This window comes from Nonomuraea sp. NPDC050451 (assembly GCF_044458585.1).
Genome location: NZ_JBITHZ010000004.1, coordinates 317034 through 343058, shown reverse-complemented (window position 1 = coordinate 343058; position 26025 = coordinate 317034). Strand labels below are relative to the sequence as shown.

General features: G+C 71.1%; 20 protein-coding genes. 13 read left to right on the top strand and 7 right to left on the bottom strand.

Features of this window, described 5'->3' with window-relative positions:
* Positions 1–9: 9 nt before the first annotated feature.
* The 3 genes from ACIBI9_RS16575 (at position 10) to ACIBI9_RS16565 (ending at position 2854) form a co-directional block, all read left to right on the top strand.
* Complete coding sequence (locus ACIBI9_RS16575) at positions 10–498, top strand: hypothetical protein (RefSeq protein WP_397222933.1); 489 nt, start codon at positions 10–12, stop codon at positions 496–498.
* 758 nt (positions 499–1256) lie between these two features.
* Positions 1257–2150, top strand: coding sequence for a sensor histidine kinase (locus ACIBI9_RS16570; RefSeq protein WP_397222932.1), 894 nt, complete (start codon positions 1257–1259; stop codon positions 2148–2150).
* Positions 2147–2854: a response regulator gene (locus tag ACIBI9_RS16565; protein ID WP_397222931.1), complete on the top strand. Its 708-nt coding sequence runs from the start codon at positions 2147–2149 to the stop codon at positions 2852–2854. Before ACIBI9_RS16570 ends, ACIBI9_RS16565 begins: the two co-directional genes overlap by 4 nt.
* Positions 2855–2862: 8 nt before the next feature.
* On the opposite strand, the gene ACIBI9_RS16560 is transcribed toward ACIBI9_RS16565, so the two are convergent.
* Positions 2863–3105 (bottom strand): hypothetical protein, encoded by a 243-nt coding sequence (locus tag ACIBI9_RS16560; protein ID WP_397222930.1) that lies wholly within the window; start codon positions 3103–3105, stop codon positions 2863–2865.
* Between the two features lie 151 nt (positions 3106–3256).
* Between ACIBI9_RS16560 and ccmA the strand changes: the two genes are divergently transcribed.
* Positions 3257–3880, top strand: a complete 624-nt coding sequence (gene ccmA / locus ACIBI9_RS16555; RefSeq protein WP_397222928.1) for a heme ABC exporter ATP-binding protein CcmA — start codon at positions 3257–3259, stop codon at positions 3878–3880.
* The gene (locus tag ACIBI9_RS16550) at positions 3877–5358 is read left to right on the top strand and encodes a DUF6297 family protein (RefSeq protein ID WP_397222927.1); all 1482 of its coding nucleotides are present in this window, start codon (positions 3877–3879) and stop codon (positions 5356–5358) included. Before ccmA ends, ACIBI9_RS16550 begins: the two co-directional genes overlap by 4 nt.
* 6 nt (positions 5359–5364) lie before the next feature.
* On the opposite strand, the gene ACIBI9_RS16545 is transcribed toward ACIBI9_RS16550, so the two are convergent.
* Positions 5365–5856, bottom strand: a complete 492-nt coding sequence (locus ACIBI9_RS16545; protein WP_397222926.1) for a GNAT family N-acetyltransferase — start codon at positions 5854–5856, stop codon at positions 5365–5367.
* Between the two features lie 32 nt (positions 5857–5888).
* Positions 5889–7715 (bottom strand): translation elongation factor 4, encoded by a 1827-nt coding sequence (gene lepA, locus ACIBI9_RS16540; RefSeq protein WP_397222925.1) that lies wholly within the window; start codon positions 7713–7715, stop codon positions 5889–5891.
* Between the two features lie 56 nt (positions 7716–7771).
* Between lepA and ACIBI9_RS16535 the strand changes: the two genes are divergently transcribed.
* From ACIBI9_RS16535 to ACIBI9_RS16505, 7 genes are all read left to right on the top strand, one after another.
* The gene (locus ACIBI9_RS16535; protein WP_397222924.1) at positions 7772–8764 is read left to right on the top strand and encodes a hypothetical protein; all 993 of its coding nucleotides are present in this window, start codon (positions 7772–7774) and stop codon (positions 8762–8764) included.
* 174 nt (positions 8765–8938) lie between these two features.
* A complete protein-coding gene (rpsT, locus tag ACIBI9_RS16530) occupies positions 8939–9208 on the top strand; it encodes a 30S ribosomal protein S20 (protein ID WP_397222923.1) in 270 nt (89 codons plus the stop codon).
* 179 nt (positions 9209–9387) lie between these two features.
* Complete coding sequence (locus ACIBI9_RS16525; RefSeq protein ID WP_397222922.1) at positions 9388–12441, top strand: FtsX-like permease family protein; 3054 nt, start codon at positions 9388–9390, stop codon at positions 12439–12441.
* Positions 12438–15002 carry a hypothetical protein gene (locus tag ACIBI9_RS16520; RefSeq protein ID WP_397222921.1) on the top strand — a complete coding sequence of 855 codons (2565 nt, stop codon included), beginning with the start codon at positions 12438–12440 and terminating at the stop codon, positions 15000–15002. Before ACIBI9_RS16525 ends, ACIBI9_RS16520 begins: the two co-directional genes overlap by 4 nt.
* Positions 14999–15916, top strand: coding sequence for an ABC transporter ATP-binding protein (locus ACIBI9_RS16515; RefSeq protein ID WP_397222919.1), 918 nt, complete (start codon positions 14999–15001; stop codon positions 15914–15916). Before ACIBI9_RS16520 ends, ACIBI9_RS16515 begins: the two co-directional genes overlap by 4 nt.
* Complete coding sequence (locus tag ACIBI9_RS16510) at positions 15909–16601, top strand: ABC transporter ATP-binding protein (protein WP_397222918.1); 693 nt, start codon at positions 15909–15911, stop codon at positions 16599–16601. Before ACIBI9_RS16515 ends, ACIBI9_RS16510 begins: the two co-directional genes overlap by 8 nt.
* A 137-nt stretch (positions 16602–16738) precedes the next feature.
* The gene (locus tag ACIBI9_RS16505; RefSeq protein WP_397222917.1) at positions 16739–17869 is read left to right on the top strand and encodes an epoxide hydrolase family protein; all 1131 of its coding nucleotides are present in this window, start codon (positions 16739–16741) and stop codon (positions 17867–17869) included.
* A gap of 105 nt (positions 17870–17974) precedes the next feature.
* Here ACIBI9_RS16505 and ACIBI9_RS16500 read toward each other — a convergent pair whose 3' ends face one another.
* The 3 genes from ACIBI9_RS16500 to ACIBI9_RS16490 form a co-directional block, all read right to left on the bottom strand.
* Positions 17975–18577: a hypothetical protein gene (locus ACIBI9_RS16500; protein WP_397222916.1), complete on the bottom strand. Its 603-nt coding sequence runs from the start codon at positions 18575–18577 to the stop codon at positions 17975–17977.
* Between the two features lie 687 nt (positions 18578–19264).
* The gene (gene holA, locus ACIBI9_RS16495) at positions 19265–20236 is read right to left on the bottom strand and encodes a DNA polymerase III subunit delta (RefSeq protein WP_397222915.1); all 972 of its coding nucleotides are present in this window, start codon (positions 20234–20236) and stop codon (positions 19265–19267) included.
* 672 nt (positions 20237–20908) lie between these two features.
* Complete coding sequence (locus tag ACIBI9_RS16490; protein ID WP_397222914.1) at positions 20909–23323, bottom strand: ComEC/Rec2 family competence protein; 2415 nt, start codon at positions 23321–23323, stop codon at positions 20909–20911.
* A gap of 498 nt (positions 23324–23821) precedes the next feature.
* Between ACIBI9_RS16490 and ACIBI9_RS16485 the strand changes: the two genes are divergently transcribed.
* Positions 23822–24046 carry a hypothetical protein gene (locus tag ACIBI9_RS16485; RefSeq protein WP_397222913.1) on the top strand — a complete coding sequence of 75 codons (225 nt, stop codon included), beginning with the start codon at positions 23822–23824 and terminating at the stop codon, positions 24044–24046.
* Between the two features lie 457 nt (positions 24047–24503).
* On the opposite strand, the gene ACIBI9_RS16480 is transcribed toward ACIBI9_RS16485, so the two are convergent.
* Positions 24504–24920, bottom strand: a complete 417-nt coding sequence (locus ACIBI9_RS16480) for a helix-hairpin-helix domain-containing protein (protein ID WP_397222912.1) — start codon at positions 24918–24920, stop codon at positions 24504–24506.
* Positions 24921–26025 lie beyond the last annotated feature (1105 nt).

The window sequence follows — 26025 nt, the reverse complement described above, 5'->3', positions numbered from 1 at the left end:
GTCAAACCCGTGGAACCCATACTGATCTCTCTCCTCGTCCCCCTCGCCGTGGTGTTCGTCGTCTACCGCCAGATGCAGACCCGACCCACCGCCAAACGGGGCATCCTCTACACCGCGTCCGCCATGATCGTCGTCGGCATCGCATCCGGCGGGGTCATCGATCCCCGGCACCTCGCGCTGAGCCTCGGCCTGGCCCTGGTGGAGGCCGTCATCGCCGTCGCCTTGGGCGTGTGGCGGGCGACGACCGTACGGGTGTGGCTGGACGACGCCGGCGTCTCCTGGTCGAGGGCCACGGGCTGGACCATGCTGGTGTGGCTGGCCTCGGTCGCCATCCGCGTCGGCCTGTACTTCGCCGGAGGCGCCCTCGGCCTCGAACTCTCCACCGGCGGGATCCTGCTGTTCATCGGCCTCACCATCGGCGCCCAGTCGTACGTCGTCGCCCAAAGGGGTCGTGCGCTTTCGAGCACGGACAGGCGACCGGATACCGTCGTGGGGTGATGCGTGCGCCGTACGGAATCGCCCTCACGCTGCAACTCGGGATGATCGCGCTGCTGATCGTGGCCCAGATGGGAGCGACCCCCGCGCCGGGCCTGACCGGCACCGGACTGGCGGTCACCCTCCTGACCGCCGGACTGGGCCTCACCCTGCTCACCACCCTGTACCTCTCACTACGCGACCGACACGCGCAACCCCGTCCCACTCGCCGGGAGTCCCGACAGGAGGTCCCACCGGAGACCCGACACGAGGTCCCGCCGAATGCCCAACGGGAGGTCGCACCGGAGGCACAACGGGAGGCTCCACGGGATGTCCCACGGGCCGACCGAGCGAACCGGCCGGAGATCCAGCGGGAGATCCAGTGGGAGACCCGATGGGCAGCAGGGCCGCCACCGCAGCCGTCGGCGCCAGGCAGCCCGACGGACCCAGGAGTACCAGCACGGGCAGCGGCGACGGGGAGCCGGCCGCAAGGGGAAGTGTCGGCGGCAAGTGGTCTGCCGCAGGCGGTGTCACCGGTGCCAGGTGACCGACCACAGCCGGAGGCCGCGGCGTCAAGCAGTCCGACGCCGCAAGAGCCATCGGCGCCAGGCGACCGACCGCAGTCGGAGCCCCCGCCGCCAAGCAAGCCGGAGCCCTCAAAGCCACCGGAGCTCGGCGGCCCGATGCCGGCGGGTCCGCCAGCGCCGAGCAGCGTGTGGACGCCGGGTGGTGGGCCGGCGGAGGCGGGGGCGGAGGGCTTGCGGGTGCTGCGGGTCTTTGGGGTGCCTGTCGCGCTGATCGCCCTCGCCCTGGCCGTGGTCCTCTCCATCGCCCTCAGCACCCTCACCGACGGCGGCGCCGCGATCGGAGCCCTCCTCATCTGCGTCAGCCTGGCCGTGACGCGCTTCACCCTGCGCCAGGCGCTGCCCATCGGTCTGCTGGCCGTCGGGGGCCTGGTCGTGGCGGGTGCGATCGCCGGCAACCCGGCTCGCGACCTCCCTCTCATCCTCAGCACCTGCCTGATCGTCCTGATCTCGTACGCGGCCAGACAGCGCAAGGCCACCAGGGCCGCCGAGGCGCGAGAGGCCGTGCTCGCGGAACGGGCGAGGATCGCCAGGGAGATCCACGACATCCTCGCCCACTCCCTCTCGGCCCAGCTCGTCCACCTGGAGGGAGCCAAGCTGCTGCTGCGCGCGGAGCGCACGGCCGAAGCGCTCGATCGGGTCACCCAGGCCCGCGACCTGGCCAAGTCGGGGCTCGACGAGGCCAGGCGCGCGGTGCAGGCGCTGCGCGAGGACCCGCCCGCGCTCCCCGTGGCGCTGCGCACGCTGGCGGACGACTTCGAGAGCACCGCCCACCAGGCCTGCACGCTGCGCGTCTCCGGCCCCGAGCACCGCCTGTCGCCGGAGACGGAGCTCGCCCTGGTGCGCACCGCCCAGGAGGCCCTCACGAACGTACGCCGCCACGCCCCCGGGAGCCCGGCCACGGTCGAGCTCGAGTTCGGCCGGCTCGGGTGCGAGCTGCGCATCACCAATCCGGCCTCCGCGGAGAAAGGCTCGCCCGGAGGCGGCTACGGCCTCCTGGGCATGCGTGAACGGGCCGAGCTGCTCGGCGGGACGCTGTCGGCAGGCGAACGCGACGGCGGCTTCCAGGTGCACCTGAAGGTGCCGGCATGACCGGTGGCGCCCGGATGACCAGGGTCATCGTGGTGGACGACCAGGCCGTGGTGCGCGAGGGCCTGGTGCTGCTGCTCGGCCTGCTGCCGGACATCGAGGTGGTCGGCTCGGCCGGCGACGGCGAGGCGGCGCTGCGGCTGGTCGACGAACGGCGGCCCGACGTGGTGCTCATGGACCTGCGCATGCCCCGCATGGACGGCGTGGAGGCCACCGGCCGCATCCGCGCCGAGTTTCCGGAGACCCAGGTCGTGGTGCTCACCACGTACTCAGACGACGAGTCCGTCTTCGCGGCGCTGAGAGCGGGCGCGCGCGGCTTCCTCACCAAGGACGCGGACGCCGACGACATCGCCAGGGCCGTCGCCACGGTGAAGCGCGGCGATGCCCAACTCGACCCCACCGTCCAACGCCGCCTCCTGGACACCATGTCGGCGCCCACGAGACAACCCCCGGCCACAACCGGAAACACCCCTCCTCCTCCTGTAATCGTCCGTGACGGGCTCCCCGACGGGCTGACCCCACGCGAGGGCGAGGTGCTGGCTCTCATCGCCGACGGCCTCTCGAACACCGAGATCGCCGCCCGCCTCTACATCTCGGAGGCCACCGTCAAGACCCACATCAACAACCTCTTCGCCAAGGCGGGCCTGCGGGACCGAGCCCAGGCGGTCTCCTACGCCTTCCGGCACGGAGTGGCGCGCCCGCAGTGAACCGGCGATCAGGGCTGCCTGAGCTGGGACTCGCCGTCGAACCCGGCCAGCTGTAACAAGGTCTCCAACGCCGCCTGCCTGGTCTCCTCGACCGAGCCACCCCGTTCGCCGAAACACTCCGCCGCCACGTCGAGCAGCGCCGCCACCACGACCGCATCGGGATAGGGCACGTCGACGAGCACCGTGCCGTCGCCGCCCTCCTCCCCCGAAACCAGGTGGAGCCTCAGCAGCCGCCGAGTCTCCTCAGCCACAGCCACCCCCAACACGGCGGCACGCTCGAATCGCTCAGAAGCAATCACGTCACCCTCCAGTCGCACTGGTGTTCGGAATAGAAGGTAGGCGATGGCACCGACAGAAAATCGCCGCGATCATCCGCGCGCTCGGCTGGCTAGGCTCGAGTCCGTGTACGACTCGATCATCAGCGTTCACGGGCTCACAGTCGAACTCGGCGGCAATCCCGTGCTTCGAGACATGGAGCTGACCGTGTCACCGGGCGAGATCGTGGCGGTCGTCGGCCCGAACGGGAGCGGCAAGTCGACCCTCCTGCGCTGCCTGGCCGGGCTCCAGCCGGTCACCTCCGGCCAGATCCGGGTGTTCGGGGAGCCGCCGGCCGACGACGCCGCCTTCTGGCGCCGGGTGGCGATGCTCGGCGACGAGCCCGCCTGGTATCCGGGGCTCACCGCCCGCGAGCATCTGGAGCTCATGGGAGCGGTGCACGCCGAGGCTCGCATGGGCGTCGAGGCGGCGCTGGAGGTGTTCGCGCTGGTGGAGCGGGCGGACGCGCCGCCGCTGAACCTGTCCACCGGGCAGCGCCAACGCCTCTCCCTGGCCTCCGCACTGCTCAGGCCGAGCACGTTGCTGCTGCTCGACGAGCCGGAGCGCGGCCTGGACGCCGGTTTCCGGGCCCGGCTGGGCGATCTGCTCGATGAATACGCGGGCGAGGGAGGCACCGTGGTCATGGCCACGCACGATCACGACCTGGCCGGCCGCGCCCGCCAGGTCTCGCCGTCGGGGGTGGACGCGTGAGCGGGGCCGCGGGGAGTGTGCGGGTGGTGCGGGCGTATCTTCGCTCGCGTGGCCCGGCCCGGGGTGGCCTGCTCGATCGGTACGTCGCCGGGTTCGGGCTGGCGATGCTCGCCGCCGTGCTCGGCCGGCCGCTCTCCACCGTGCTCCAAGGGCTGGCCGGAGCGGCCGATCCCGCTCGCGTGAGCGCAGGAGCGGCCCTGCTCGCCCTGGCACTGGCCGGTTTCCTGGCCGCGGCCCGCGCGGCGGGACCCGTGATGCTGCCTGCCGCCGACGCCTCCTGGCTGCTGCCCTCGCCGCTGGACCGGCGGCACCTGCTCGGACGCACCGCCCGGGTGCTGTTCATGGTGGCGGCGGCGGCCGGGCTGCTGCTCGGATTGGGGCTGGTCGCCGTGCTGGGCGCCCCCGACCAGCTCGTGTGGCGCCTGCTCGGCGCGCTGGTGCTGGGCGTCTCGGCGACCGCGGGCGGGATGGCCCTGGCGGTGCTCGGTCAGGCGTCCCAGTCGTGGCAGGTCTGGCTGACGGCCGCGACGGTCGCGCTGCTGGTGGCCGCCGTCGTGACCGTCACCGGCCAGCTGCGCACGGTGCTCGCCGTCGCCGCGAGCGCTCCCCTGTCCGCGGTGGCCGTCGCCGCTGCCGCCGCGACGGCGGCCTCCGCCCTGCTGGTACGCCACGCGTGGACGTCGCTCGACCGGATCCCCACCCGTACCCTCGTCACAGCCTCGACCCGTGCGGGACGCGTCGCGAACGCGGCCATCGGCCTCGACCCCGATGCGCTCACCTGGATCGCCGAGGACAACCACTGGCGGGCCAGGAAGCTCAGCTCGCGGCGGTGGCCGTCGCTGCCCGCGCCCCTCGCGCTGGCGTGGCACGACTGGCGCCGGGTGGGGCGCAGGCCGGGGCGCCTGGGGGCCATGTTCGCGATGTCCGCGTTGCCTGCCGTGCTGGCGCAGGCGGGCGGCGCTCCGGTGACGCTCGGAGCGGCCGTGCTGGCGGGTTCGCTGGCCGTGGCGGCGGTGAGCGTGTCGGGGGCGCGCAGGGACAGCGACAACCCGGTCCTGTCCAGGCTGCTCGGCGTGGACCGCCGCCAGGCGCTCGCGGCCCGCGCTGTGCTGCCCATGCTGCTGAGCGGCGCGTGGGCGACCCTGGGGCTGGCCGCCCTGGGCGCGGGCGGCGCGCTGCCGGGGGCGTGGTGGCTGTTCGGGCCGCTGACAGCCCCCGCGCTGGCCGCCGCCGCGCTGCGGATGGCCAGGAGGAGTCCGGTCGACCACTCCATGCCGATCATCGACACCCCGGGCGGCGCGATCCCGACCGGGCCGCTGCGCTGGGCGCTCACCGGGATGGACCTGGCCGTGCTCGGGTGCCTGCCCGCCGGGGCCGCGCTGCTGTCCCCGCCGGGCCCGCTGGACGGTTTCCTGGCGGCTCAGGCCGCCGCGAGCGCTCTGGTGCTGGTGGGGTACGTGGTCCGGAGTCGCGAGTAGGGGGCGTCAGGCCACGTACACGATGCTCTGGACGCCCCCGTACGGGATCGTCCGGTCCCTGCGCATGCCCGCCCGCTCCGCCACCTTCAGCGACGCCAGGTTGTCGGGCCGGATGACCGCGACGACCGTCCCGAGCTCCTTGCCGACCCGCAGCGCCGCCTCCACGAGCTCCCCCGCGTACCCCTGACCCCAGGCGGACGGCCGGAACCGGTAGTAAAGGTTCAGCACCTCGTCCCCGCCGACGATCGCGCGGCGCAGCCCCCCGAACCCGAGCACCTCCGACCCGCCGATCTCCCGCGCGGCCCAGTAGCCGATGCCGCGCTCGGCCCAGTCGGCGAGCCACAGGTCCAGCATGGCGCGGCTGGACACCAGGTCAACGCTGGGGCCCCCGGGGTTGTACAGATTCGTACGGGGGTCGGAATGAAGCTCATGGACAGCGGTCAGATCGTCGAGCGTGACCCGAGAAAGGACCATGCGCGCGGTTTGCACCACTTCCATGCTTTCAGGGTAGGTCGCCTACCCCGAAAGCCCTACTTCTTCTTGTCGGTGGACGACTCGGTGGACAGCGCGGCGACGAAGGCCTCCTGGGGCACCTCCACGCGCCCGACCATCTTCATCCGCTTCTTGCCTTCCTTCTGCTTCTCCAGCAGCTTCCGCTTACGGGAGATGTCACCGCCGTAGCACTTGGCCAGGACGTCCTTGCGGATGGCGCGGATGTTCTCGCGGGCGATGACCCGGGCCCCGATGGCGGCCTGGATCGGCACCTCGAACTGCTGCCTGGGGATCAGCTCGCGCAGCTTCTTCGCCATGTCGACGCCGTAGGTGTAGGCCTTGTCCTTGTGGACGATGGCGCTGAACGCGTCGACCGGCTCGCCCTGCAGCAGGATGTCCACCTTGACCAGCTCGGCCTCCTGCTCGCCGGCGGGCTCGTAGTCGAGCGAGGCGTAGCCGCGGGTGCGCGACTTGAGCTGGTCGAAGAAGTCGAAGATGATCTCGCCCAGCGGCAGCGTGTAGCGGATCTCGACCCGGTCCTCCGACAGGTAGTCCATGCCGAGGAGCTGGCCGCGCCGCCCCTGGCAGATCTCCATGATCGCCCCGATGAACTCGGACGGCGCCAGGATCGTCGACTTGGTGACCGGCTCGAAGACCTGCGCGATCTTCCCGCCCGTGGGGAACTCCGAGGGGTTGGTGACGGTGAGCTCCTTGCCGTCCTCCATGACCACGCGGTAGACCACGTTGGGCGCCGTGGAGATCAGCGACAGGCCGAACTCGCGCTCCAGCCGCTCCCGCACGATCTCCATGTGCAGCAGCCCCAGGAACCCGACCCGGAACCCGAACCCGAGCGCCGCCGACGTCTCCGGCTCGTAGATCAGCGCCGCGTCGTTGAGCTGCAGCTTGTCGAGGGCCTCGCGCAGCTCGGGGTATTCGTCGCCGTCGATCGGATAGAGCCCGGAGAACACCATCGGCTTCGGGTGCTCGTAGCCCGCCAGCATCTCCTTGGCCGGCTTGGCCGCCGAGGTGACCGTGTCACCCACGCGCGACTGGCGCACGTCCTTGACGCCGGTGATCAGGTAGCCCACCTCGCCGACACCCAGCCCCCGCTCGGAGACCTTGGGCTCGGGCGAGATGACGCCGATCTCGAGCGTCTCGTGGGTGGCGGCGGTCGACATCATGAGGATGCGCTCGCGCTTGCTCAGGTGGCCGTCCACGACCCGGACGTACGTGACGACGCCGCGGTAGGTGTCGTAGACGGAGTCGAAGATCAGCGCCCGGGCCGCCGCGTCGGCGTCGCCCACGGGGGCGGGGATCTCCCGGACCACGTGATCGAGCAGCTCGCGCACGCCCTCGCCGGTCTTGCCGGACACCCTGAGCACGTCGGACGGGTCACAGCCGATCAGCCCCGCCAGCTCCTCGGCGAACTTCTCCGGCTGCGCCGCCGGCAGGTCGATCTTGTTGAGGACGGGGATGATGTGCAGGTCGGCGTTCATCGCCAGGTAGAGGTTGGCCAGCGTCTGCGCCTCGATGCCCTGGGCCGCGTCGACCAGCAGGATCGCGCCCTCGCACGCCTGCAGCGACCTGGACACCTCGTAGGTGAAGTCGACGTGGCCGGGCGTGTCGATCATGTTGAGCACGTGGCCGTCCCACGGCAGTCGCACGGCCTGCGACTTGATCGTGATGCCCCGTTCGCGCTCGATGTCCATCCTGTCGAGGTATTGGGCACGCATGGAGCGGTCGTCGACCACGCCGGTGATCTGCAGCATCCGGTCGGCAAGGGTCGACTTGCCATGGTCGATGTGCGCGATGATGCAGAAGTTGCGGATCAACGCGGGGTCGGTCTGGCCAGGCTGAGTGCGCACCGAAGTCCGTTTCGACAGGGTTGAGGTAAGGCAGTCTTTCATGGTGACATGCCCGGGTGACTGCCCGAACCGTCATCCGCCGCGGCCTGCGCCTGCTCGCGCTTGCCTTGGCCATCGTGGTCGCGCTGGTCGGCCTCCTCGCCGCCGCGCTCCGGCTCCAGTTTACCGGTGCACCGGCGGCCTGGGCGAAGAGCACGGGCAACGACGCGCTCTGGCTGGGCCACGCGTGGGTGGACGGCCGCCGCACGGAGCGCGACGTCGAGCAGCTGGCGGTACGGCTGCGCGCCACGGGGATCAAGGACGTGTACGTCCACTCCGGCCCTTTCAACTGGGACGGCACCTTAAGCCCAGACAAATACCCCAACGCCGGAAATTTCGTGAAGTGGTTACGCGAGCGCCTCCCCGCGGTCCGCATCTCCGCCTGGCTCGGCCAGTCCGTCAAGAACGGTCTCGACCTCGACGACCCCAAGTCCCGCGAGAACGTCCTGTCCGGCGTCGCCGCCATCATGAGGCAGGGCTACGACGGCATCCACTACAACTTCGAGCCGATCGGCGACGGCGACACCGAGTTCCTCGACCTGCTGGAACGCACCCGCCGGCACACGAGCCTGCTGTCCACCTCCACCCCGCAGATCGAGCCGTACCCCGGCCTGCGCCTGACCGCCAGGGCCCTGCTGTCGCACGACAAGTACTGGTCGCAGGGCTACTTCAAGCAGGTCGTGGACCGCGTGGACCAGGTCGCCGTCATGACGTACGACTCCTTCACCCCGCTGCAGTCCCTCTACGGCGGCTACGTCGCCCGCCAGGCCGAGCTGGCCCTGGACCTGGTGCCCGCCGCCAAGGCCCTCTACATCGGCGCCCCGGCCTACCACGACCACGGCGTGCCCTGGCTCGACAACGCCGAGAGCGTCGCCATGGCCGCCGAGGGCGCCCGGCTCGCGCTGTCGGAACACGGCCGCCGCGACCGCTTCGGCCTGGCCCTCTACGTGGACTTCGCCGCCACGGAGGAGGACTGGCACGAGTACGCCACGCGATGGATGATCGGCTAACATGGGACTTTCCAGCGCCGAGCGAGCGCCGAGCATCGGAAACGCCGATGCTCAAGTACGCGTTGATTTGAGAGCCACCCTGAGTTATTGGTAACCTGTTCAACTGCGTGTGGCGCGCCCTCTCTCGAGCCCGCGCGCCCCATCCATCACTCAGACTTTCACCGAGGCTTCTTCGTGGCGAACATCAAGTCCCAGATCAAGCGCAACAAGCAGAACGAGAAGGCTCGCCTGCGCAACAAGGCGGTCAAGTCCTCTCTGAAGACGGCCGTCCGCAAGTTCCGCGAGGCCGCCGAGCAGGGCGACGTCGAGCAGGCCGCCGTGCTGCAGCGGGCCGCTGCCCGCCAGCTCGACAAGGCCGTCAGCAAGGGCGTCATCCACAAGAACCAGGCCGCCAACCGCAAGTCCGCGATCGCCAAGCAGGCCGCGACGCTGGCCGCCAAGTAAAACGCCTGGCATAGGAAACGCCGCACTCCCTCCGGGGGTGCGGCGTTCTCGTTTTCGCACCCTTTTGTCACAGTTTCGATATCACACGGCCGTATCGGGTGCGTCACCGTTCCAAAGATCGCCTTGCCCCGCCGCCCAGACCTGCTCGAAGGTGCACTAAAACGGGCGAAGGGGGACACATGCGGGGGCCGTTGGTCGTCAAACGGGCGCTCAGCGAGCCGCTGCTCCTCCTGGCCGCCTTCGGCTCGATCCTCCTGGCCACGACCACGCTGGTCGCGCTGACCATGTACGCCTCCTCCATCGCGGACGCCGGTGTCCGCCGGACGATGGAGACGGCCTCGTACCGCCAGACCGCCGCCACCGTCAGCGCCCCCGTGACGGCCGAGACGTTCCCCAAGTTCGACCGCTCGGTACGCGCCGAGTTCGCCAAGGCCTACACGCGGCCGCCCGCCGTCACCACCAGCTTCCGCTCCGACTCCTACGTCATGCCGGGTAAGGACGCCCAGGAGCGGCCCGAACTGCTCAGGTTCGGCAGTTACGACGGGCTCGACCAGCACGCCAGGCTCGTCTCCGGCTCCTGGCCGCGCGCCGGCGGGGACGGGGTGGAGGCCGCGATCTCGCTCTCGGCGGCCTCGGCGACCGGGCTCAAGGCAGGGCAGGAGTTCAGCACGAAGGGCCGCCTCGACCCGCGCCCGGTCACGGTCCGCATCGTGGGCGTGTTCCAGCTCAACGACCCGTTCGGCGAGCGGTGGGCGGGCGAGCAGCTGCTCAGCCGGGGTGTGGAGCGCGGCGAGTTCACCACGTACGGGCCGCTGATGGTGCCGCGCGAGACGTTCGTCGCCCGCTTCGCCACGAGCGTGAACGCCACCTGGACCGCCGTACCCGATCTGCGGGCGCTCACGCCCGCCCAGCTGCGCCCGCTGGCCGGAGCGATCGACCGGCTGGGCGCGCGGCTGAAGGCGGACGGCTGCGGCAGCTGCGTGGCCGCCAGCCGGCTGCCCGAGATGCTGACCCAGCTCGACACGGCGTCCCTGGTGGCGCGCTCCACGATGCTGATTCCGGTGCTGCAGCTGCTGTTGCTGGCCGCGTACGCGCTGATGCTCACCGCCCGCCTGCTCGCCGACCACCGCCGCATGGAGGTGGCGCTGCTGCGCTCGCGCGGCGCGGGCACGGTGCGGCTGGCCGCGCTGGCGGGCGGCGAGGCGCTGCTGGTGGCGGTGCCGTGCGCGGTGGTCGCGCCGTTCCTGGGCCCGCCGCTGCTCGCGCTGGTCAACCTGCTGCCCTGGATCAGGGCCTCAGGGGTACGGCTGGCGCCCTCGGCCGACCTGGGCACGTTCCTCGTGTCGTTCGGCGTGGCCCTGGCCGCGGCCGTCCTGCTGGTGCTGCCGGCGCTGGCGGGCACGCGGCGCACGTACGTGGAGGAGCAGGCGGCGCGCGGCCGCGGCGGCGGGCGCGGCCTGATCGAGCGAGCCGGCGCCGACCTGGCGCTGCTGGTCGTGGCCGGGCTGGCGATCTGGCAGCTCCAGCGCTACGGCGCGCCCGTGACCGCGACGGCCTCGGGTGGGCTCGGCATCGACCCGCTGATCATCTCCGGACCGGCCCTGGCCCTGCTCACGGGCGGCATGCTGGGTCTGCGGCTGGTGCCGCGCGTCTCGAAGCTGGCCGAGCGGGTGACGTCCAGGCGGCCGGCGCTCGCCCCCGCGCTGGGGGCCTGGCAGGTGAGCAGGCGGCCGCTCAAGTACGCGGGCCCGGCGCTGCTGCTGACCATGGCCATCGCGATCGGCATCGTGTCCATGGCCACCGCGTCCACCTGGCGGGCCTCGCAGGTCGACCAGGCCCGCCATCAGGCCGGGGCCGACCTGCGGCTGTCCGGTCCCCCTGACGGGCCTGAGCTGGGGGCGCTCGGGCGCGGGACGGCGTTCACCGCACTGCCCGGCGTCACGGCGTACTCGCCGGGATTTCGCGGGCAGACCGAGGTGAGCGGCGAGAGCGCGTTGCTGCTCGGCCTGGACGCGGGCAAGCTCGGCGAGCTCTTCCACCTGCGTGCCGACCTGTCCGCGCAGCCGGTCGGGGAGATGTCACGGGCGCTGGTGGGCGACCAGGCGGGCAAGCTGGACCTTCCCGGGCAGCCGTCGGCGCTCACGCTGCGGGCGGAGGCGGACGGCGACCTGCCGCTGCGGCTGGTGCTCTCCGACGCGCTCGGCGTGTGGCGCGACGTGTCGCTCGGCGTGCTGCGCAAGGGTGAGAACAGGATCGACGTCGATCTCCGGGCGCTCGCCGGGCGTACCGGGAAGATCACGTACCCGCTGTCGCTGCGCGGCCTCGTCGCGGGCGCCCCCCAGAGCCCCGCGAACCTGACCCTGACCGGCCTCAGCGCCGACGGCCGGGAGGTGGCGACGCCGCCGGTGTCCATGAAGGTGACACGGCCCGCGGTCGCCGGCCTCGCGCCGCTGCCGAAGCCCGATCCGCTGCCGGTGGTGCTCACCGCCGACCTGGCCGCCTCGCTCAAGCTGGCCGTCGGCCAGGTCGGGCCGGCCAGCATCGACCGCAGGGTGCTCCAGGTCAAGGTGGTGGGGGTCGTGGACAGCATGCCGACCACCCCGGCGGGGCAGAAGGCCGTGCTCGCCGACTGGGGGACGCTGCAGACGTACGAGCTGGCCGCGGCGCAGCTGCCCAGGCCCGCCACCGAATGGTGGCTCGCGGCCGGTGACACCGCGCCCGCGGTGAAGGCGCTCCAGACGCGGCCCGAGTGGGACGTGACCGCGCTCGACCAGCGCAAGCTGGCGGCCGAGCTGCGGGACGACCCCCTGGCCAGCGGGTTGCAGGGGGCGCTGATGCTCGGGTTCGCGGCGGCGCTGGTGTTCGCGGCGCTCGGGTTCCTGGTGAACGCGACCGTCGCGGCCCGGGAGCGCATGGGCGAGTTCGCGATCCTGCGGGCGCTCGGGGTGAGCTCCAGGCAGGTGTTCGGGGTGCTGGCGGTCGAGCAGGCGTTCGTCATCGGGCTGTCGCTCGTCGCCGGCACCGGGCTCGCCGTGGTCGTCGGCGTGCTGGTCGTGCCGCACATCGTCCTGACCGGGCAGGCTTCGGCCGTCACTCCCGGCGTGGTGCTCGACATTCCGTGGGCGGCCACCGCGGCGATGCTGGCGCTGGTGGCCGTGGTGCTGCTCGCCATCGTGGCCGGGCTGGCCCGCCGCCTGCGCGGGCAACACGGGCAACTCGTGGAGGAACGGTGAGGATCGCCCTGCTCGCCCGCGTGCACCTGGGCACGATGGCGGTGCTCTTCGTGCTGGCGCTGAGCGCCTGCCTGCTGGTCGCGGGGCTGCCCAGGGCGATGCAGGCGTCGTTCGACGAGGCGCTGCGCCGCTCGCTGGTCAGCGCCCCCGCGGTGCAGGCCGACCTGACGGTGTCCGTGGAGTCGCGTTCGTCCCAGGAGGACCTGCACGAACGCGGCCAGTTCGACGCCCGCGACCGCCGCTGGCGGCAGATCCTGCCACCGGCGCTGCGCCCGCTGGCGGTCGGCCCGGGCCACATGAGCGCCAAGACCACCTCCACGCCCGTCACCGGGACCGCCGGCCACACCCACATGAACCTGGGCTGGCTCTCCGACGCGGACCGGCGCGTGGACTGGGTCCAGGGGCGCGCGCCCGGCAGGCCCTCGACCATGCGGTACGAGGGCGCGACGATCCCGGTCTTCGAGGTGGGGATCGTCGCGGACGCCCTGCCCGAGCTGGGCTTCAGGGTGGGCCAGACGAAGATGGTCGGCGAGAACGACTACGCCGCCCTGAAGATCGTCGGCGCCTTCAAGGCCAAGGACCCTCGTGACCGCTACTGGTCCCACAACGTCGACATCCTGCAGGTCGTCAAGGCGCAGACGCCGGGCAGCGAGGAGCTCGAGAAGCACATCACGACGCTGATCCCCGACGAGGGGCTGACCGCGCTCAGCGGCGAGGGGCGCAACCTGTCCTACCACTGGGTCCTGCCGATCGACGCCCGTGGCGCGAGCGCGCTGGCCGCGCCCGACCTCCAGGCGGCGGTCGCCGAGTTCGGGCGGGTGGCCGCGCTCCAGTCGACGGGCAGCCCGTACCACCTGGACACCGGGCTCTCCAAGCTGCTCGGCGACTTCCTCGCCGCCGTGGCCACCGCGCAGACCGTGATGTACCTGGTGCTCGGCGGGCTGCTGGCGGTGGCGCTCGGTGTGATCGCCCTGGTCGTGCTGCTGCTGGGCAACCGGCTCGATCACACGCTGTCCCTGGCACGGGCGCGGGGCGGGTCGCTGCGGCAGGTGGCCGGCACGGGGGCGCTGCTGACCGGCGTCGCGGTGCTGCCCGCCGCGCTGGCCGGGTACGGGTTGTCGTACCTGGTGCCCGGTCCGGTGCTGCCGATCGTGCACCTGGGGCCCTTGGTCATGGTCGTGGCGGCCGTCGGGTTCGCCGGGGCGCGGCTGGCCCTGGCCCATCGGACGCCGCTGCACGAGCGCCGCGACGACGTGTCCGCCGCCCGGCCCTCCGCCCGGAGGGTCACGCTTGAGGTGCTGGTCGTGGTGCTCGCGCTGGTCGGCGCGTACCTGCTGCGGGCCCGTGGCGCCTCGCAGGACCCGTTCCTGCTCCTGGTGCCCGTCGTGCTGACGCTGGCGGCGGCGTTGATCACCTTGCGCTGCTATCCGTACCCCTTGCGGCTCTTCGTACGGCTGGCCGCGCGCGGGCGGGCGGCCGTGCCGTTCCTGGGGCTGACCAGGGCGTCCAGGGCGCGCTCCGCCAGCGTGCTACCTGTGCTGATCCTGCTGCCCGCGCTGGGCGTGTCGGTGTTCGCCGCAGTGATCTCCGGCGGGATCGCGGACACGCAGCGGCTGGCGTCCTGGCAGCAGGTGGGCGCGCCGATCAAGGTGACGTCGAACATCGAGATTCCCCCCGACTCGATCGACCGGGTGCGGGCGACTCCCGGGGTCGAGCAGGTGGCGATCGCGCAGACCGGGCGGGTGCAGGTCGGGTACGGCGCGGAGCGGGCCGAGGCGCTCGCGGTGGACGTGACGCAGTGGCGCCGGATCCTGGACGGCGCCCCGATCAGCGTGCCCCCGCTGTCCGACGGCGCGCTGGTCTCCCCGGAGCTGCGGGGACGGGGGACGTTCGAGATCGGGTGGCAGTCGCGGGTGAAGCTCGCCACGCGGGGCGTGGTCGAGTCGGTGCCCAGCTTCTTCACCGAAGGGAAGTTCATGGTGGTGCCGCTGGGCGTGCTGACCCGGCCCGCCCCGAACACCCTGCTGATCAAGGGCGACGTCTCCCCCGACGTGCTGGCGCGGCTGGTCCCGTCCGCGACCGTGGAGTCGCAGGAGCGGGCGCTGAGCGCCATCCAGGACGACCCGCTCACCAGCACCGTGCGCTGGACGCTGGTCGTGGTGACGGTGGCGCTCGGCTCGTACGCGCTCGTCGCCGTCGTGCTGGCGCTGGTGATCGGCGCCGCCGAGCGTGCCAGCGCGGTGTCGTTCCTGCGGACGCTCGGGCTGTCGGACCGGCAGGCGCAGCGGCTGACCGTGCTGGAGATCCTGCCCATGATCCTCGTCACCGCCCTGGTCGGGCTCGGCCTGGGTCTCGGCCTGCCGTTCGCGCTCGGGGCCGGCGTGGACCTGTCGTCGTACGCCGGCGACCTGCCGGTCGGCGGCTACTCGCTCGACCTGTTCGTGCCTCTGCTGCTGGCGGGCGGGCTCACCGCCGTCGCCGTGCTCGGCGCGTACGCGCACACCGCCATCAGCCGCCGCCGCAACCTCGGCGCCGTCCTTCGAGTGGGGGATCTCGCATGAACCCGACCCTGTCCGAGCTGGAAGCCAGGGCGACACGGGAGAAGGCCGCGTTCGGCGGCGACGCGCACATCGTGTGCGACAACCTCGTACGCATCTACAAGACCGAGGGCGTGGAGGTCGTCGCGCTGCAGGGGCTCGACCTGGTGATCGACAAGGGCGAGCTGGTGGCCATCGTGGGCGCCTCGGGGTCGGGCAAGTCGACCCTGCTCAACGTGCTGTCCGGGCTGGACGTGCCGACTGCCGGGGTGGCCAGGGTGGCGGGGATGGACCTGCTGTCGATGAACGCCCGCGACCGGCTGCGGTACCGGCGGTCCGTGGTGGGCTTCATCTGGCAGCAGACCGCGCGGAACCTGCTGCCGTACCTCTCCGCCAGGGAGAACGTCGAGCTGCCGATGAAGCTGGCCGGCCGTCGCGGGGGGCGCGCGGTGGAGTTGCTGGAGCTGCTGGGGGTCGGGTACTGCGCAGACCGCAAGATTCCCGAAATGTCGGGCGGAGAGCAGCAGCGGGTCGCCATCGCCGTCGCGCTCGCCAACTCCCCGCAGCTCATCCTCGCCGACGAACCCACCGGCGAGCTGGACAGCGAGACGTCGGAGCAGGTGTTCGACGCGCTGCGCAAGGCCAACAGGGAGCTGGGGGTGACCGTGGTCGTCGTGACGCACGACCCGCTGGTGTCGGAGCAGGTGGACCGTACGGTGGGCATTCGCGACGGGCGTACCAGCAGCGAGACGCTGCGGCGCGAGGGCGCCGAGGGGCAGATCGTCGCCGAGGAGTACGCCGTGCTGGACCGGGTCGGGCGGCTGCAGCTGCCGCGCGACTTCATGAACGCGCTCGAGATGGAGCGGCGGGTGCGCCTCGAGCTCGAATCCGACCACATCGGCGTGTGGCCCGCCCGGGAGGAGCCCTCTGATGACTGACTCGCCCCTGGTCGTGGTGGAAGGGCTGCGCAAGGTCTACCGGACCGGGCCCAAGGAGGTCGTGGCACTGCGGGACGTGTCGTTCTCGGTGTTCCCGGGCGAGCTCGTCGCGGTCCGCGGGCGGTCGGGGTCCGGGAAGACGACCCTGCTCAACCAGATCGGCGGCCTGGACAAACCGGACGCCGGGCGGGTGGTCGTCGCCGGGCACGAGGTCACCGGCATGTCCGAGGACGACCTGCTGGCCCTGCGCCGCGACGTGGTGGGATTCGTGTTCCAGTCGTTCGGGCTGATCCCGGTGCTGTCCGCGGCGGAGAACGTGGGGGTGCCGATGCGGCTGCTGCGGACGCCGTCGGAGGAGCGGGAGGCCCGCGTACGTCTTCTGCTGGCGCTGGTGGGGTTGGAGCAGCATGCCAACCAGCGGCCGTACGAGCTGTCCGGGGGGCAGCGGCAGCGGGTGGCCATCGCCAGGTCGCTGGCGAACCGGCCCCGGCTGCTGGTGGCCGACGAGCCCACGGGGCAGCTGGACTCGCAGACCGGGCGGCAGATCATGGAGCTGCTGCGGGCACTCGTACGGAGTGAGGGCGTCACGGCCCTGGTCGCCACGCACGACCCCAGCTTGATCACGCTGGCCGACCGAGTCCTGGAGATCAGCGACGGCGTGATCCACGAACCCGCCCTCACCTGACTCCCCCGCCCATACCCTCCCATCTGCCTCTCCCTCCCCTCCCATCTGCCTCTCCCTCACTGAGCCGATAATCCGTTTGATCCGGATCGCCGGCCGATGGTAGGCCAGTGGGACATTTCAGCTGATCGGAGATATGCGTGACTCTTTCGTCGTTCCGCATCGAGGTGCCCGACGACGTGCTGGACGACCTGCGGGCTCGGCTGCGCGCGACCAGGTTCACGGGCCGCACCGGCGCCAATGCCTGGCAGGCCGGAGCCGACCCCACGTACCTGCGGGAACTGGTGACGTACTGGGCGGAGGAGTTCGACTACCGCGCCCAGGAGGCGGAGCTCAACGCGCTGCCGCACCACCGCGAAGGGGGCCTGCATTTCGTCCGGATCGCCGGAGTCGGCCCCGCGCCCATGCCCATCCTCCTCTGCCACGGATGGCCGAGCAGCTTCCTGGAGATGCTCCCCCTGGCGGCCCGCCTCGCCGATCCCGCCGGCCACGGCGGGGACCCGGCCGACGCGTTCGACGTCGTCATCCCGTCCATGCCGGGCTTCCTCTACTCCGATCTGCCGCCGGAGCCGCTCACGCGGGCCGCGATGGCGCGAATGCTGCACACGCTGATGACCGACACCCTGGGGTACGACCGGTACGCCGCCTTCGGCGGCGACATCGGCGGGGCGGCCACCCAATGGCTGGCCGCGCTTCACCCGGAGGAGGTGATCGGCATCCACCTGATCCATCCCCCGTTCCCCGCGTCGTTCGACGAACCGCCGATGTCAGCGGACGAGCAGGCGTTCGTGGCGGCAGAGGAGGTGTACGACGAGCTCGACGGCGGCTACAGCGCCATCATGGGGACCCGGCCCGACACCATCGCCGCCGCCCTGATCGATTCACCGGCCGGCCTCGCCGCCTGGATAGTCGACAAATATCGGGATTGGAGCGACTGCCACGGCGACCTGGAGTCCCGCTTCGACCGCGACACCCTGCTGACGATCCTGACGCTCTACTGGGCGACCGGCTCGATCGGCACGTCGTTCAGGCAGTACTACGACTGGGAGCACAACACTCCCCGCCCACCCATCACGGTCCCGACAGCCATCACCCTCAGCCACGAACCGTCCATGTCCGGCATCCCTCGCTCTATCGCCGAACGCTCCTGCACCGACCTCCGCCACTGGAGCGAGCCCGGCCGCGGCGGCCATTTCCTGGCCCTGGAGGAGCCTGCGCTGATGCACAAGGAGCTGACAACGTTCTTCCGCCCCCTCCGCCCAACGCTCTGACTACCCACGCACCCCAGCTGTCGCGAAGGTCCGGTCGCCGATCAATGGTTGTGGCGCCCCACGCTGCCGCTTGGGCCTGCGGTCACCGTCGGGGTCCTTTGTTCGTCAAAGGCGTTCGAGTTCTTCGGCGCGACGCAGGTCCTTGGGGCGTCCCAAGGCTCGGCGCATCAGAATGAGGTCGTCCCGGCGCAGGTAGAGCACCCGCAGTCCGTCCGTGTCGACGGCGGTCAGCGCCCTGTCGAGCAAAGGACTCACCGGCAGTGATCCCCATGGCAGGGCGGGCGTGCAGCAGTCGCCGCTCACCCAGGGGGAGTCGAACTGCACCTTGGGACACAGGAACGCCTGCGGCCTGAGCGGGATGGTGCGCTGTTCGTCGTCCAGCAACGTGCAGCCGGCGGCGGCGAAGGCGCGCGCCAGGGCGTCGGCCTGCTCCGGCACTCCGTCCCACAGCAGGTCGAGGTCCCCGGTCAGCTCTGTTGACCCGTGCAGGATCCCGGCGACCTGGCCGATCACCACAGCTCGCGCTCCGGCCGCGTCCAGAGCCCGCAGCAGCGGGAAGGGGTCGAAGCGCTGCGCGCTGTCGGTCGCGAGGCTGCCGGCGACGGGATCGGCGTCATCGTGGGTGCGGCCGGTGGCGGGGCGACTGCGGGTCAGTGCCCTGGTGCGTTCGACGGCCTGGTGTAGCAGCTCCAGCGGTCCACGGTTCACCGCTTCATCCAACACCACGCGCACGAACGGCTGTACCGATCTCCCCAGGGCCGTACTTGGCTTCAGCGACAGGAGGCATGGTCACAGGTAGGCTCTGGCGGCGTCGGCGGCGGGATTGCCGAGTCCTTCGAACAGGAGGAGCGCCGCCTGGGCGCGACCGCGGGGCCAGAGCGGTGTGGCCCGAGCGCGTGACGAGCCTTGGCCAGACCGAGGTAGCCGTGGCCGCAAAGACAGGGCACCAGCTGGGCCTGATGCTGACCGGAACCAACGCCAACCTCAGCGACACCGGCACCCGCAACAGTACCGGCAGCGGCACCGGCACCGCAGCCGCAGCGGCACCAGCACCCGCACCGGTGGCCGCACCGGCACCGGCACCGGCACCGGCACCGGCACCAGCACCCAAGTACCTGTCACACGGACTGGTCGCCAATCGCGTCCGCCCAGCTCGACATCCGCCGCTCCAGCGACGACTCAGCCTCGCTCCCTCCCCCAGCCCACGCTCAGCCAACGACCCAAGCATCTCCTTGCGTGCACTGCCGACCACACGCCCAGCCAGCACCGTTCACCGAACCACCCGATACGCCGAGCCGACGCCCAAGGTCAAGCCCGCCGACCCGGTACAGCCAGCCCGTTTGGACCTCCCCTGTCTGGCGCCTACCGGGACCAGGGTGGGGCATCAGCCGCCGCCTACCGCCCCGTTCGGCTGGCCACAATCACCTGCACCGCGTGCTCCAACGCGTACGCCGGGTCCGCGCCCCCGCCCTTGACCTGCTCATCCGCACTCGCCACAGCCTGGATCGCCCTGGACAGCCCCTCAGGCCCCCACCCGTTCAGCTGCCGCTTCACCCGATCGACCTTCCACGGCGGCATGCCGACATGGCTGGCCAACTGCCCGCCTCGGAGGTTGCGCGGTGCGCTGCCGACCTTGGCCAGCGACCGCAAACCACCGGCCAGCGCACTCACCAGCAGCACGGGAGCGACCCCGGCGCCGAGAGCCCACCGCAGTTGCTCCAGCGCGTCCGCCAACCGCCCCTCGACAGCGGAGTCGGCCACGTTGAACCCGGTGACCTCGGCCCGGCCCTTGTGATAGCGGGCCACGGCGGCCGCGCTGATCGTCTTGTCCTCCGTGTCGAGCGCCAGCTGGCTGCATGCCGCCGCCAGCTCCCGCAGGTCGTTGCCCACGGCGTCGAGCAACGCCTGCGCCGCGTCCCCGGAGATGCCCCGCCCGGCCCGCTTGAACTCCCCCTTGATGAAGTCCAGCCGCTCCCCCGCCTTGGTGACCTTGTTGATCGTGACCACCTTGGCCCCGGCCTTCTTCGCCCCGTCGACCAGCGCCTTCCCCTTCACCCCGCCCGGGTGCGACAGAACGAGCACGGTGTCGTCGGAGGGCTGCTTGGCATAGGTGAGGACCTCGGCGATGACGTCCTTGGAAAGATCCTGGGCCGACCGGATCACCACCACGGAACGATCGCCGAAGAGCGACGGAGAGGTCAGCTGCGTCAGCTCACCGACCGCGACCTTCCCGCCCATCAGGTCATGCACCTCGGCTTGCGGGTCGCTGGCCCGCGCAGCCGCGACGACATTGCTCACGGCCCGCTCGGCCAGCAGCTCCTCATCGCCGAGGACCAGGGTCACAGGTGCTGGATCGGTTCCCGCCATGTCAGGCAGCATGCCATGCGTCGCCGACAACCTGGTACTCAAAGCGCACCCCGTACCCGCCGCCGGCCCCTGACACCCTTAGCAGCTCCGGCCCCCACCGCAACCCTGCGGCCCGGCCCCCCCCACCGCAACCCTGCGGCCCGACCCACACCACAGCCCACAAGCCCGACCCACACCACAATTCTCAAGGCGGACCCACACCACATTCTCAGGGCCGACCCACACCGCAACCCTGCGGCCGGCCCACACCGTAGTCCTCATGCCCGATCCACACCGCAGCCCTTCAGGGCCGACCCACACCGCAGCCCCTCAGGGCCGGCCCACACCGCAACCCTGCGGCCCGACCCACACCGCAGCCCCTCAGGGCCGGCCCGCAGCATGCGCTCTTGCGGACACCACGGAAACAACCGCGCGTAACACCAGCCCTCACGGCCATAGGCCCCCCGGCGCCCACCCGCGCAGTTGAGGGACGCCGCCCGGTGCCCCTAGACAGGCCAGGCACCTCTGGACGCACTCACCTGAGGGACTAGGACGCCACCGGCGCGGCCGGCGTGCGCCAGGGCGTATCGTCCTGCCCCGCCCCCCGGGGCGTGTCGTCCTGCCCCGGCCCCGAGGCGCCGTCGCAGTCCAAGGGCGAGAGCCTCCTGCTCGGGCGCCATGGCGGGTGGTGACCTACGGGCCGCGCGGAACCACTGCCATCCGCCCCTCCCGCTCCACAATGGCGAGGTCGCCGGACTGGTCGGTCCGATAGATGCTGGCTCCGAGCCGACGCAGGATGGCGAGCGTTGACAGCGCGGGATGGCCGTAGTCGTTGTCGGCGCCCACGCTGATCAAGGCAGCTCGTGCACCTACAGCCGACAAGAAGGCCGGGGATTGCCGGTTGGACCCATGGTGTGGGGTCTTGAGGATGTCGGCCCGCACAGCCGTCCGGCGCAGCAGTTCGTCCTGCGCCTCCGTTTCCAGATCACCGCTGAGCAGAATGGATCCGGACCGCCAGCGTACGTGGACGACCACGCTGGAGTTGTTGATCGCGCTGCCCTCCCCCTGCCCACTCATCTCGCCCAAGATGGGGTCGGGACCGAGCACGGTCAGCTCTGACGGGCCGAAGCTCCACCGAGTCCCGGGTGCGGCCGTCCATTCCGGTATCCCACGGCGTGCCAGCGTGGCCGAGAGATGCGCGACGGCTCGCGCGCTCGTGCGCTGCGGGCTGACGACCACCGCGCCGACGCGCCGGTTGCGGAGGACGCCGGGGAGGCCGTTCACGTGGTCGGCGTGCGGGTGGGTGAGGATCAGTAGGGGTACGTCGTCGACGCCGACCCTGCGCAGACACCGATCCATGACGATCGGATCGGGCCCGGTGTCGACCACGATCCCTCTTCCCGGTCCTGCCGCCACGACGAGCCCGTCCCCCTGGCCAACGTCGCACATCACCATCAACCACCCTTTGGGCGGCCAGGAGCCGACGATGGGCCGGATCACCAGTACGGCGACCAAAGCCGCCCCGGCCACGGTCACCGCCACGGCCCTCCACGCCCTGCGCCGCAGGATCGGCACGGCGATCGCCACCGCAAGCAGCAGCAACCCCAACCCCGGGAGCCCGCCGGGCCACGGCACGGTGGCGAAAGGCAGGTTCACTGCCCAGCGGGCCACAATGATGATCCACCCGACTGCATAACCGGCCGGGACGACGAGGAGCTCCGCGCCGCCGGGCCATACGGGCGCCACCAGGGCGGCACCGAAACCGAGCAACGTCGCAGGCGCGACTGCTGGAGCGACGAGCAGGTTGGCGATCACGGCGACGGGCGTCAACTGCCCCGACATCAGCACCAAAATGGGCGTCACCGCCACCTGCGCGGCCACCGGCACAGCAACGGCCTCCGCCATCCAACGCGGCAACCGATACGGCACCCTGGATCCGCCGCCAGCCGACCGCAGAGCACGCTCCGGCTGGAGAGCAGGATCCGGGTGCAGGTTGTGGTCGCGCTGCAGGCTGTAGTCGCGGTGCAGCTTGTGGTCGGGGTGCACGCTGTGGTCGCGGGGCAGGCTGTGATCAGGATGCACGCTTCGGTCAGAGTGCAGGCTGTGGTCCGGTTGTGGGGCGTGTCGTTCCCGTAGAGCTGGTTCGCCCTGTGGGTCACGATCAGCGTGCTTAGCGTGTCTTGTGTCGTTCTGCTCGTCGGGGTCGTCCTCGGCTTTTGGGGATGACAGGCGGTCTCGCCAGCGTGGGGCGAGGATGAGGATGCCGGCGGTGGCTGCGACCGAGAGGGCGAAGCCGTATGAACGGGCTAGTTCCGGGGCGAACAGCACCAAGAGGAGGACCGTTGCCGACAGGGCCGCGAGGCCGTCCTTTGCTCGGCCTGTGCCCAGTGCGATGGCGGCGGCAAGGCCCATGAGGAGGGCGCGTAGAACGCTTGGGGAGGGGCGGGCGACCACGGCGAACGCGAGCATCGCGAGGGCAGCGAAGACGGCCCTCGCCGGGAGGGAAAGCCCGATGAGGCGGGAGAGGGCGAGGGCGGCGCCTGCCACAATGGCGAGGTTTGCCCCACTTACCGCGTTCAAGTGGCTCAGGCCGGCCTCCTTGAGGTCGGACGACACCTGGGGATCCATGCGTGAGACGTCACCAACGACCAGGCCCGGCAGGAGGCCTTGCTGGTCGGCAGGGAGGGTGGCGGCGGCCGTCCGTAGGCCCGCTCTGAGGCTGCCGGCTGCTGTTTGGAGCAGGGACGGGGGTGTCAGGACTCGTGGTGGGCCTTGCACCAGGAGGATGGCGGCGACCAGGTCGCCTGGGGTTGGCTTGGCCAGGCGACCGGTCACTTCGATGTGCTGGCTGGGGAGCAGGGTGCTCCAGTCGTGTCCGTTGGCGAAGACGGTGATGGGGACGTTGACGGCCTGCCGGTTGCCGGCTGTTTGGATGATCTTGAGGATGGCTGGGGTTACGTAGCTCTCTTGGTTGAAGTGACCGCTTCTGCTTTGTCTGCGCTTGGGGTCGTCTGTTAGGGCGATCTGGGCCTTGATGGAGGTGTTCTTCTTGGCCAAGTCGGCTGCTGGGCCGGTGGTCAGGGCGTGAACGCGGATGGCGATCGACATTGAGGCAGCGGCCGCGCAGATGAGGGTGGCAATGGTGATGTTGCGCCAGGGGGTCGGGTGGGGTGGTCGCCGTGCATTCCGTTGGGGGTACGGGCTGTGATGTTGCTCGGCCTGGTCGGAAGGGAGGCAAGGTCCTCGCCGCATCCGCAAGGGTGGGGATGGTGGGTCCCACGCACGTTGATCGGTGTCGGTGGGTGACTGTGAACGTCCACTTGTGGAGCACGGATGCCGATCCGTAAGCCTGGTCAGCCGGCTCGCCAGGCTCGTCAGCAAGATCCGGGAGTAGGTGGGCCAGATGCAGGTGCGGCTGGCCAGGCGCCGGGCGGCCATGCTCCCGCAGTTGGCGGCCCAGATCAGAGAGCGAGTAGGCCAGGTCCAGATACGCCAGCTTGGAGGCGGGGCCGCCATACTGCCGGATCTGGTGGGCCAGTCCTCGCACCGGCTCGCCGGATCCCTGTGCAGGGTGGCCGGATCCCCGTGCAGGACGGCTGAGCCGCCGTGCTGAGCGGCCGAGCCCTCGTACTGGGTGGCCCGGCCCCCGTCCCGGAAAGCCCACCCCTCGCGCCGAGCGGCCGAGCCCCCGTCCAGGGCGGCCGGATCCCCGTCCAGGGCGGCCGGATCCCCGTCCAGGGCGGCCGGATCCCCGTCCAGGGCGGCCGGATCCCCGTCCAGGGCGGCCGGATCCCCGTGCAGGGCGGCCGGATCCCCGTGCAGGGTGGATGAGCCGCCGTACTGGGTGGCTGAGCCCTTGCGCTGGGCGGCCGGATCCCCGTGCCGGACGGGCGAGTTGCCCCCGTGCAGAGTGGCCGAGCCGCCGTGTTGGGTGGTTGGGGCCTCGTGCTGGATGGCCAAGGCGTTGGAGCGTGCTTGCTGGGCTGGGAAGCGGATGCGGCGCAGTGTGGATCGGGTGGGCCAGGCTATGGCTGAGGCGGCTAGGGCTGTGGATATGGCGACGATTAGGGCTGTGCGGGCGGAGCAGCCGAGTAGGGCCAAGGCGCTTGCCCAGGCGGCCAGGGCGGGGAGGATGAGGGGCCAGGTGTGTTCGCGCTGGGCAGTGTCGGGATCTGGGTGAGTGGCTGCGGTGTTCTTACTGGCTCCGTCTGCAGTCCAGGCGCTGGGGTTGGCGTTGTCTTGGTTTGGAGGTGCTGGGTGGGTGTTGGCGGGACGCAGGGGAGTCATGTCAGACGCGGACCTTTGGCTTGAGCTCGTCGTACTTTCGTGGGCCTATGCCGGTCACCTCGCGTAGTTGTTCGACGGTGGTGAAGCCGCCGTGGGTGTCTCGGAACTCGGCGATGCGGGCTGCCAGGACCTCGCCCACTCCTGGGAGTTGTTCGAGTTGGTCGGTGGTGGCGGAGTTGAGGTCGAGCACGGTGGTGGCCGGGTCTGCGATGGGTGAGGCGTGGGCTTGGGTTGCCTGGCCGGTAGTGCCCACGACTATCTGTTCGCCGTCGATCAGGCGTCTGGCGAGGTTGAGTGGGCCTGTGGAGGCGCCGCGGGACACTCCTCCGGCTGCTGCGACCGCGTCCGTGACTCGGGCGCCTGCGGGGAGTAGGTAGACGCCCGGTTTGCGGATCTTGCCGGTGACGTGGACGGTCACCTTGGCGACGGCGGTCGGGGACGGCGACCTTGGGGGCTGTGAGATCGGGGCCGGAGGCGGCAAGGGCTCTGGTGAGGGCTGGGAGCGCCAGAGGAAGAACGCTGCTACGGCTGCGGCGAGGGCTCCCACGGCCAGCAGGACTCGGAGGCCGGGCTTGCCTGGGTCGAGGGTTGGGGCTTGGGAGGTGAGGGCTGCGCGGAATGCTTGGAAGGTGGGGGGTACGGGGGCGGGTCCGTGCTTTTGGTCGGGTGATGGTGGTGCGTCTGAGCGTTGGTTGGGGATTTGGCGGGGTGGGTGTGAGGTGACGGCATCATCATGGTCATGTCGCTCAGGAGGTGTTCGGCTTTCCTCATCTGATGCTGCAGTGGGTGCAGTGTCCTGCCAGCGGCTTTCCTGGCGCAGGGTGGTGAGGGCGGCGTCTTCCCAAGCTTCTCTCTCACGGGGCTCGATTGAAGGGTGTCCGGCTTGGTGTGCTGAGGCGTGGCTCCGTGCCTGAGCTGCGGCCGGCTCGGTCATGGTGCCAGTGAGCCGACCGAGAGAGCGGCGGGAGCGGCGGGAGGGCGCGGTGATCGACCGTAGCCGGGACTCGGCTATGGTCCGCTCTGCCGTGGGGTCGGGGGTTCGCACGGCTGAGAACGTAGATCCTTGGCCGTCTTCGGGGAGGTCCCGAACCGCGTTCTGGGGATGGGGTGCGAGATGAGCGAAGGGGCTGTGGACAACGACACCGGCGTGATCGAGGTGGATCGTGCACGCATGCAGGCAGTCCGGCGGTCGGGCAGGCGGCAGACGTCATGCGGGCAGGCGGGCAGGCGGGCAGGCTGAGGATCGCGCCCAGGAGCACGCGGGCAAGGCGTCGGAGGGCTGAAGGACTGCGCGCAGGAGGCTAAAGGGCTGTGCTGGGCGTCGCCCGGGCTGGGGCTGTTGCTGGGCCTCGCCGGGGCTTGGGGTGTTGTGCGGGGCGTCGCTTGGGTGGGGAGCACGCTGGGCGCCCCTGGGCTGAAAGGCGCCGCGGGGCATCGCAGGGCTGGGGATCGTTGTGCTGGGCGTCACTGGGCTGGAGGGGCCTGCTAGACGCCACAGGGCAGAAAGGCTCTGCAGGGCATCT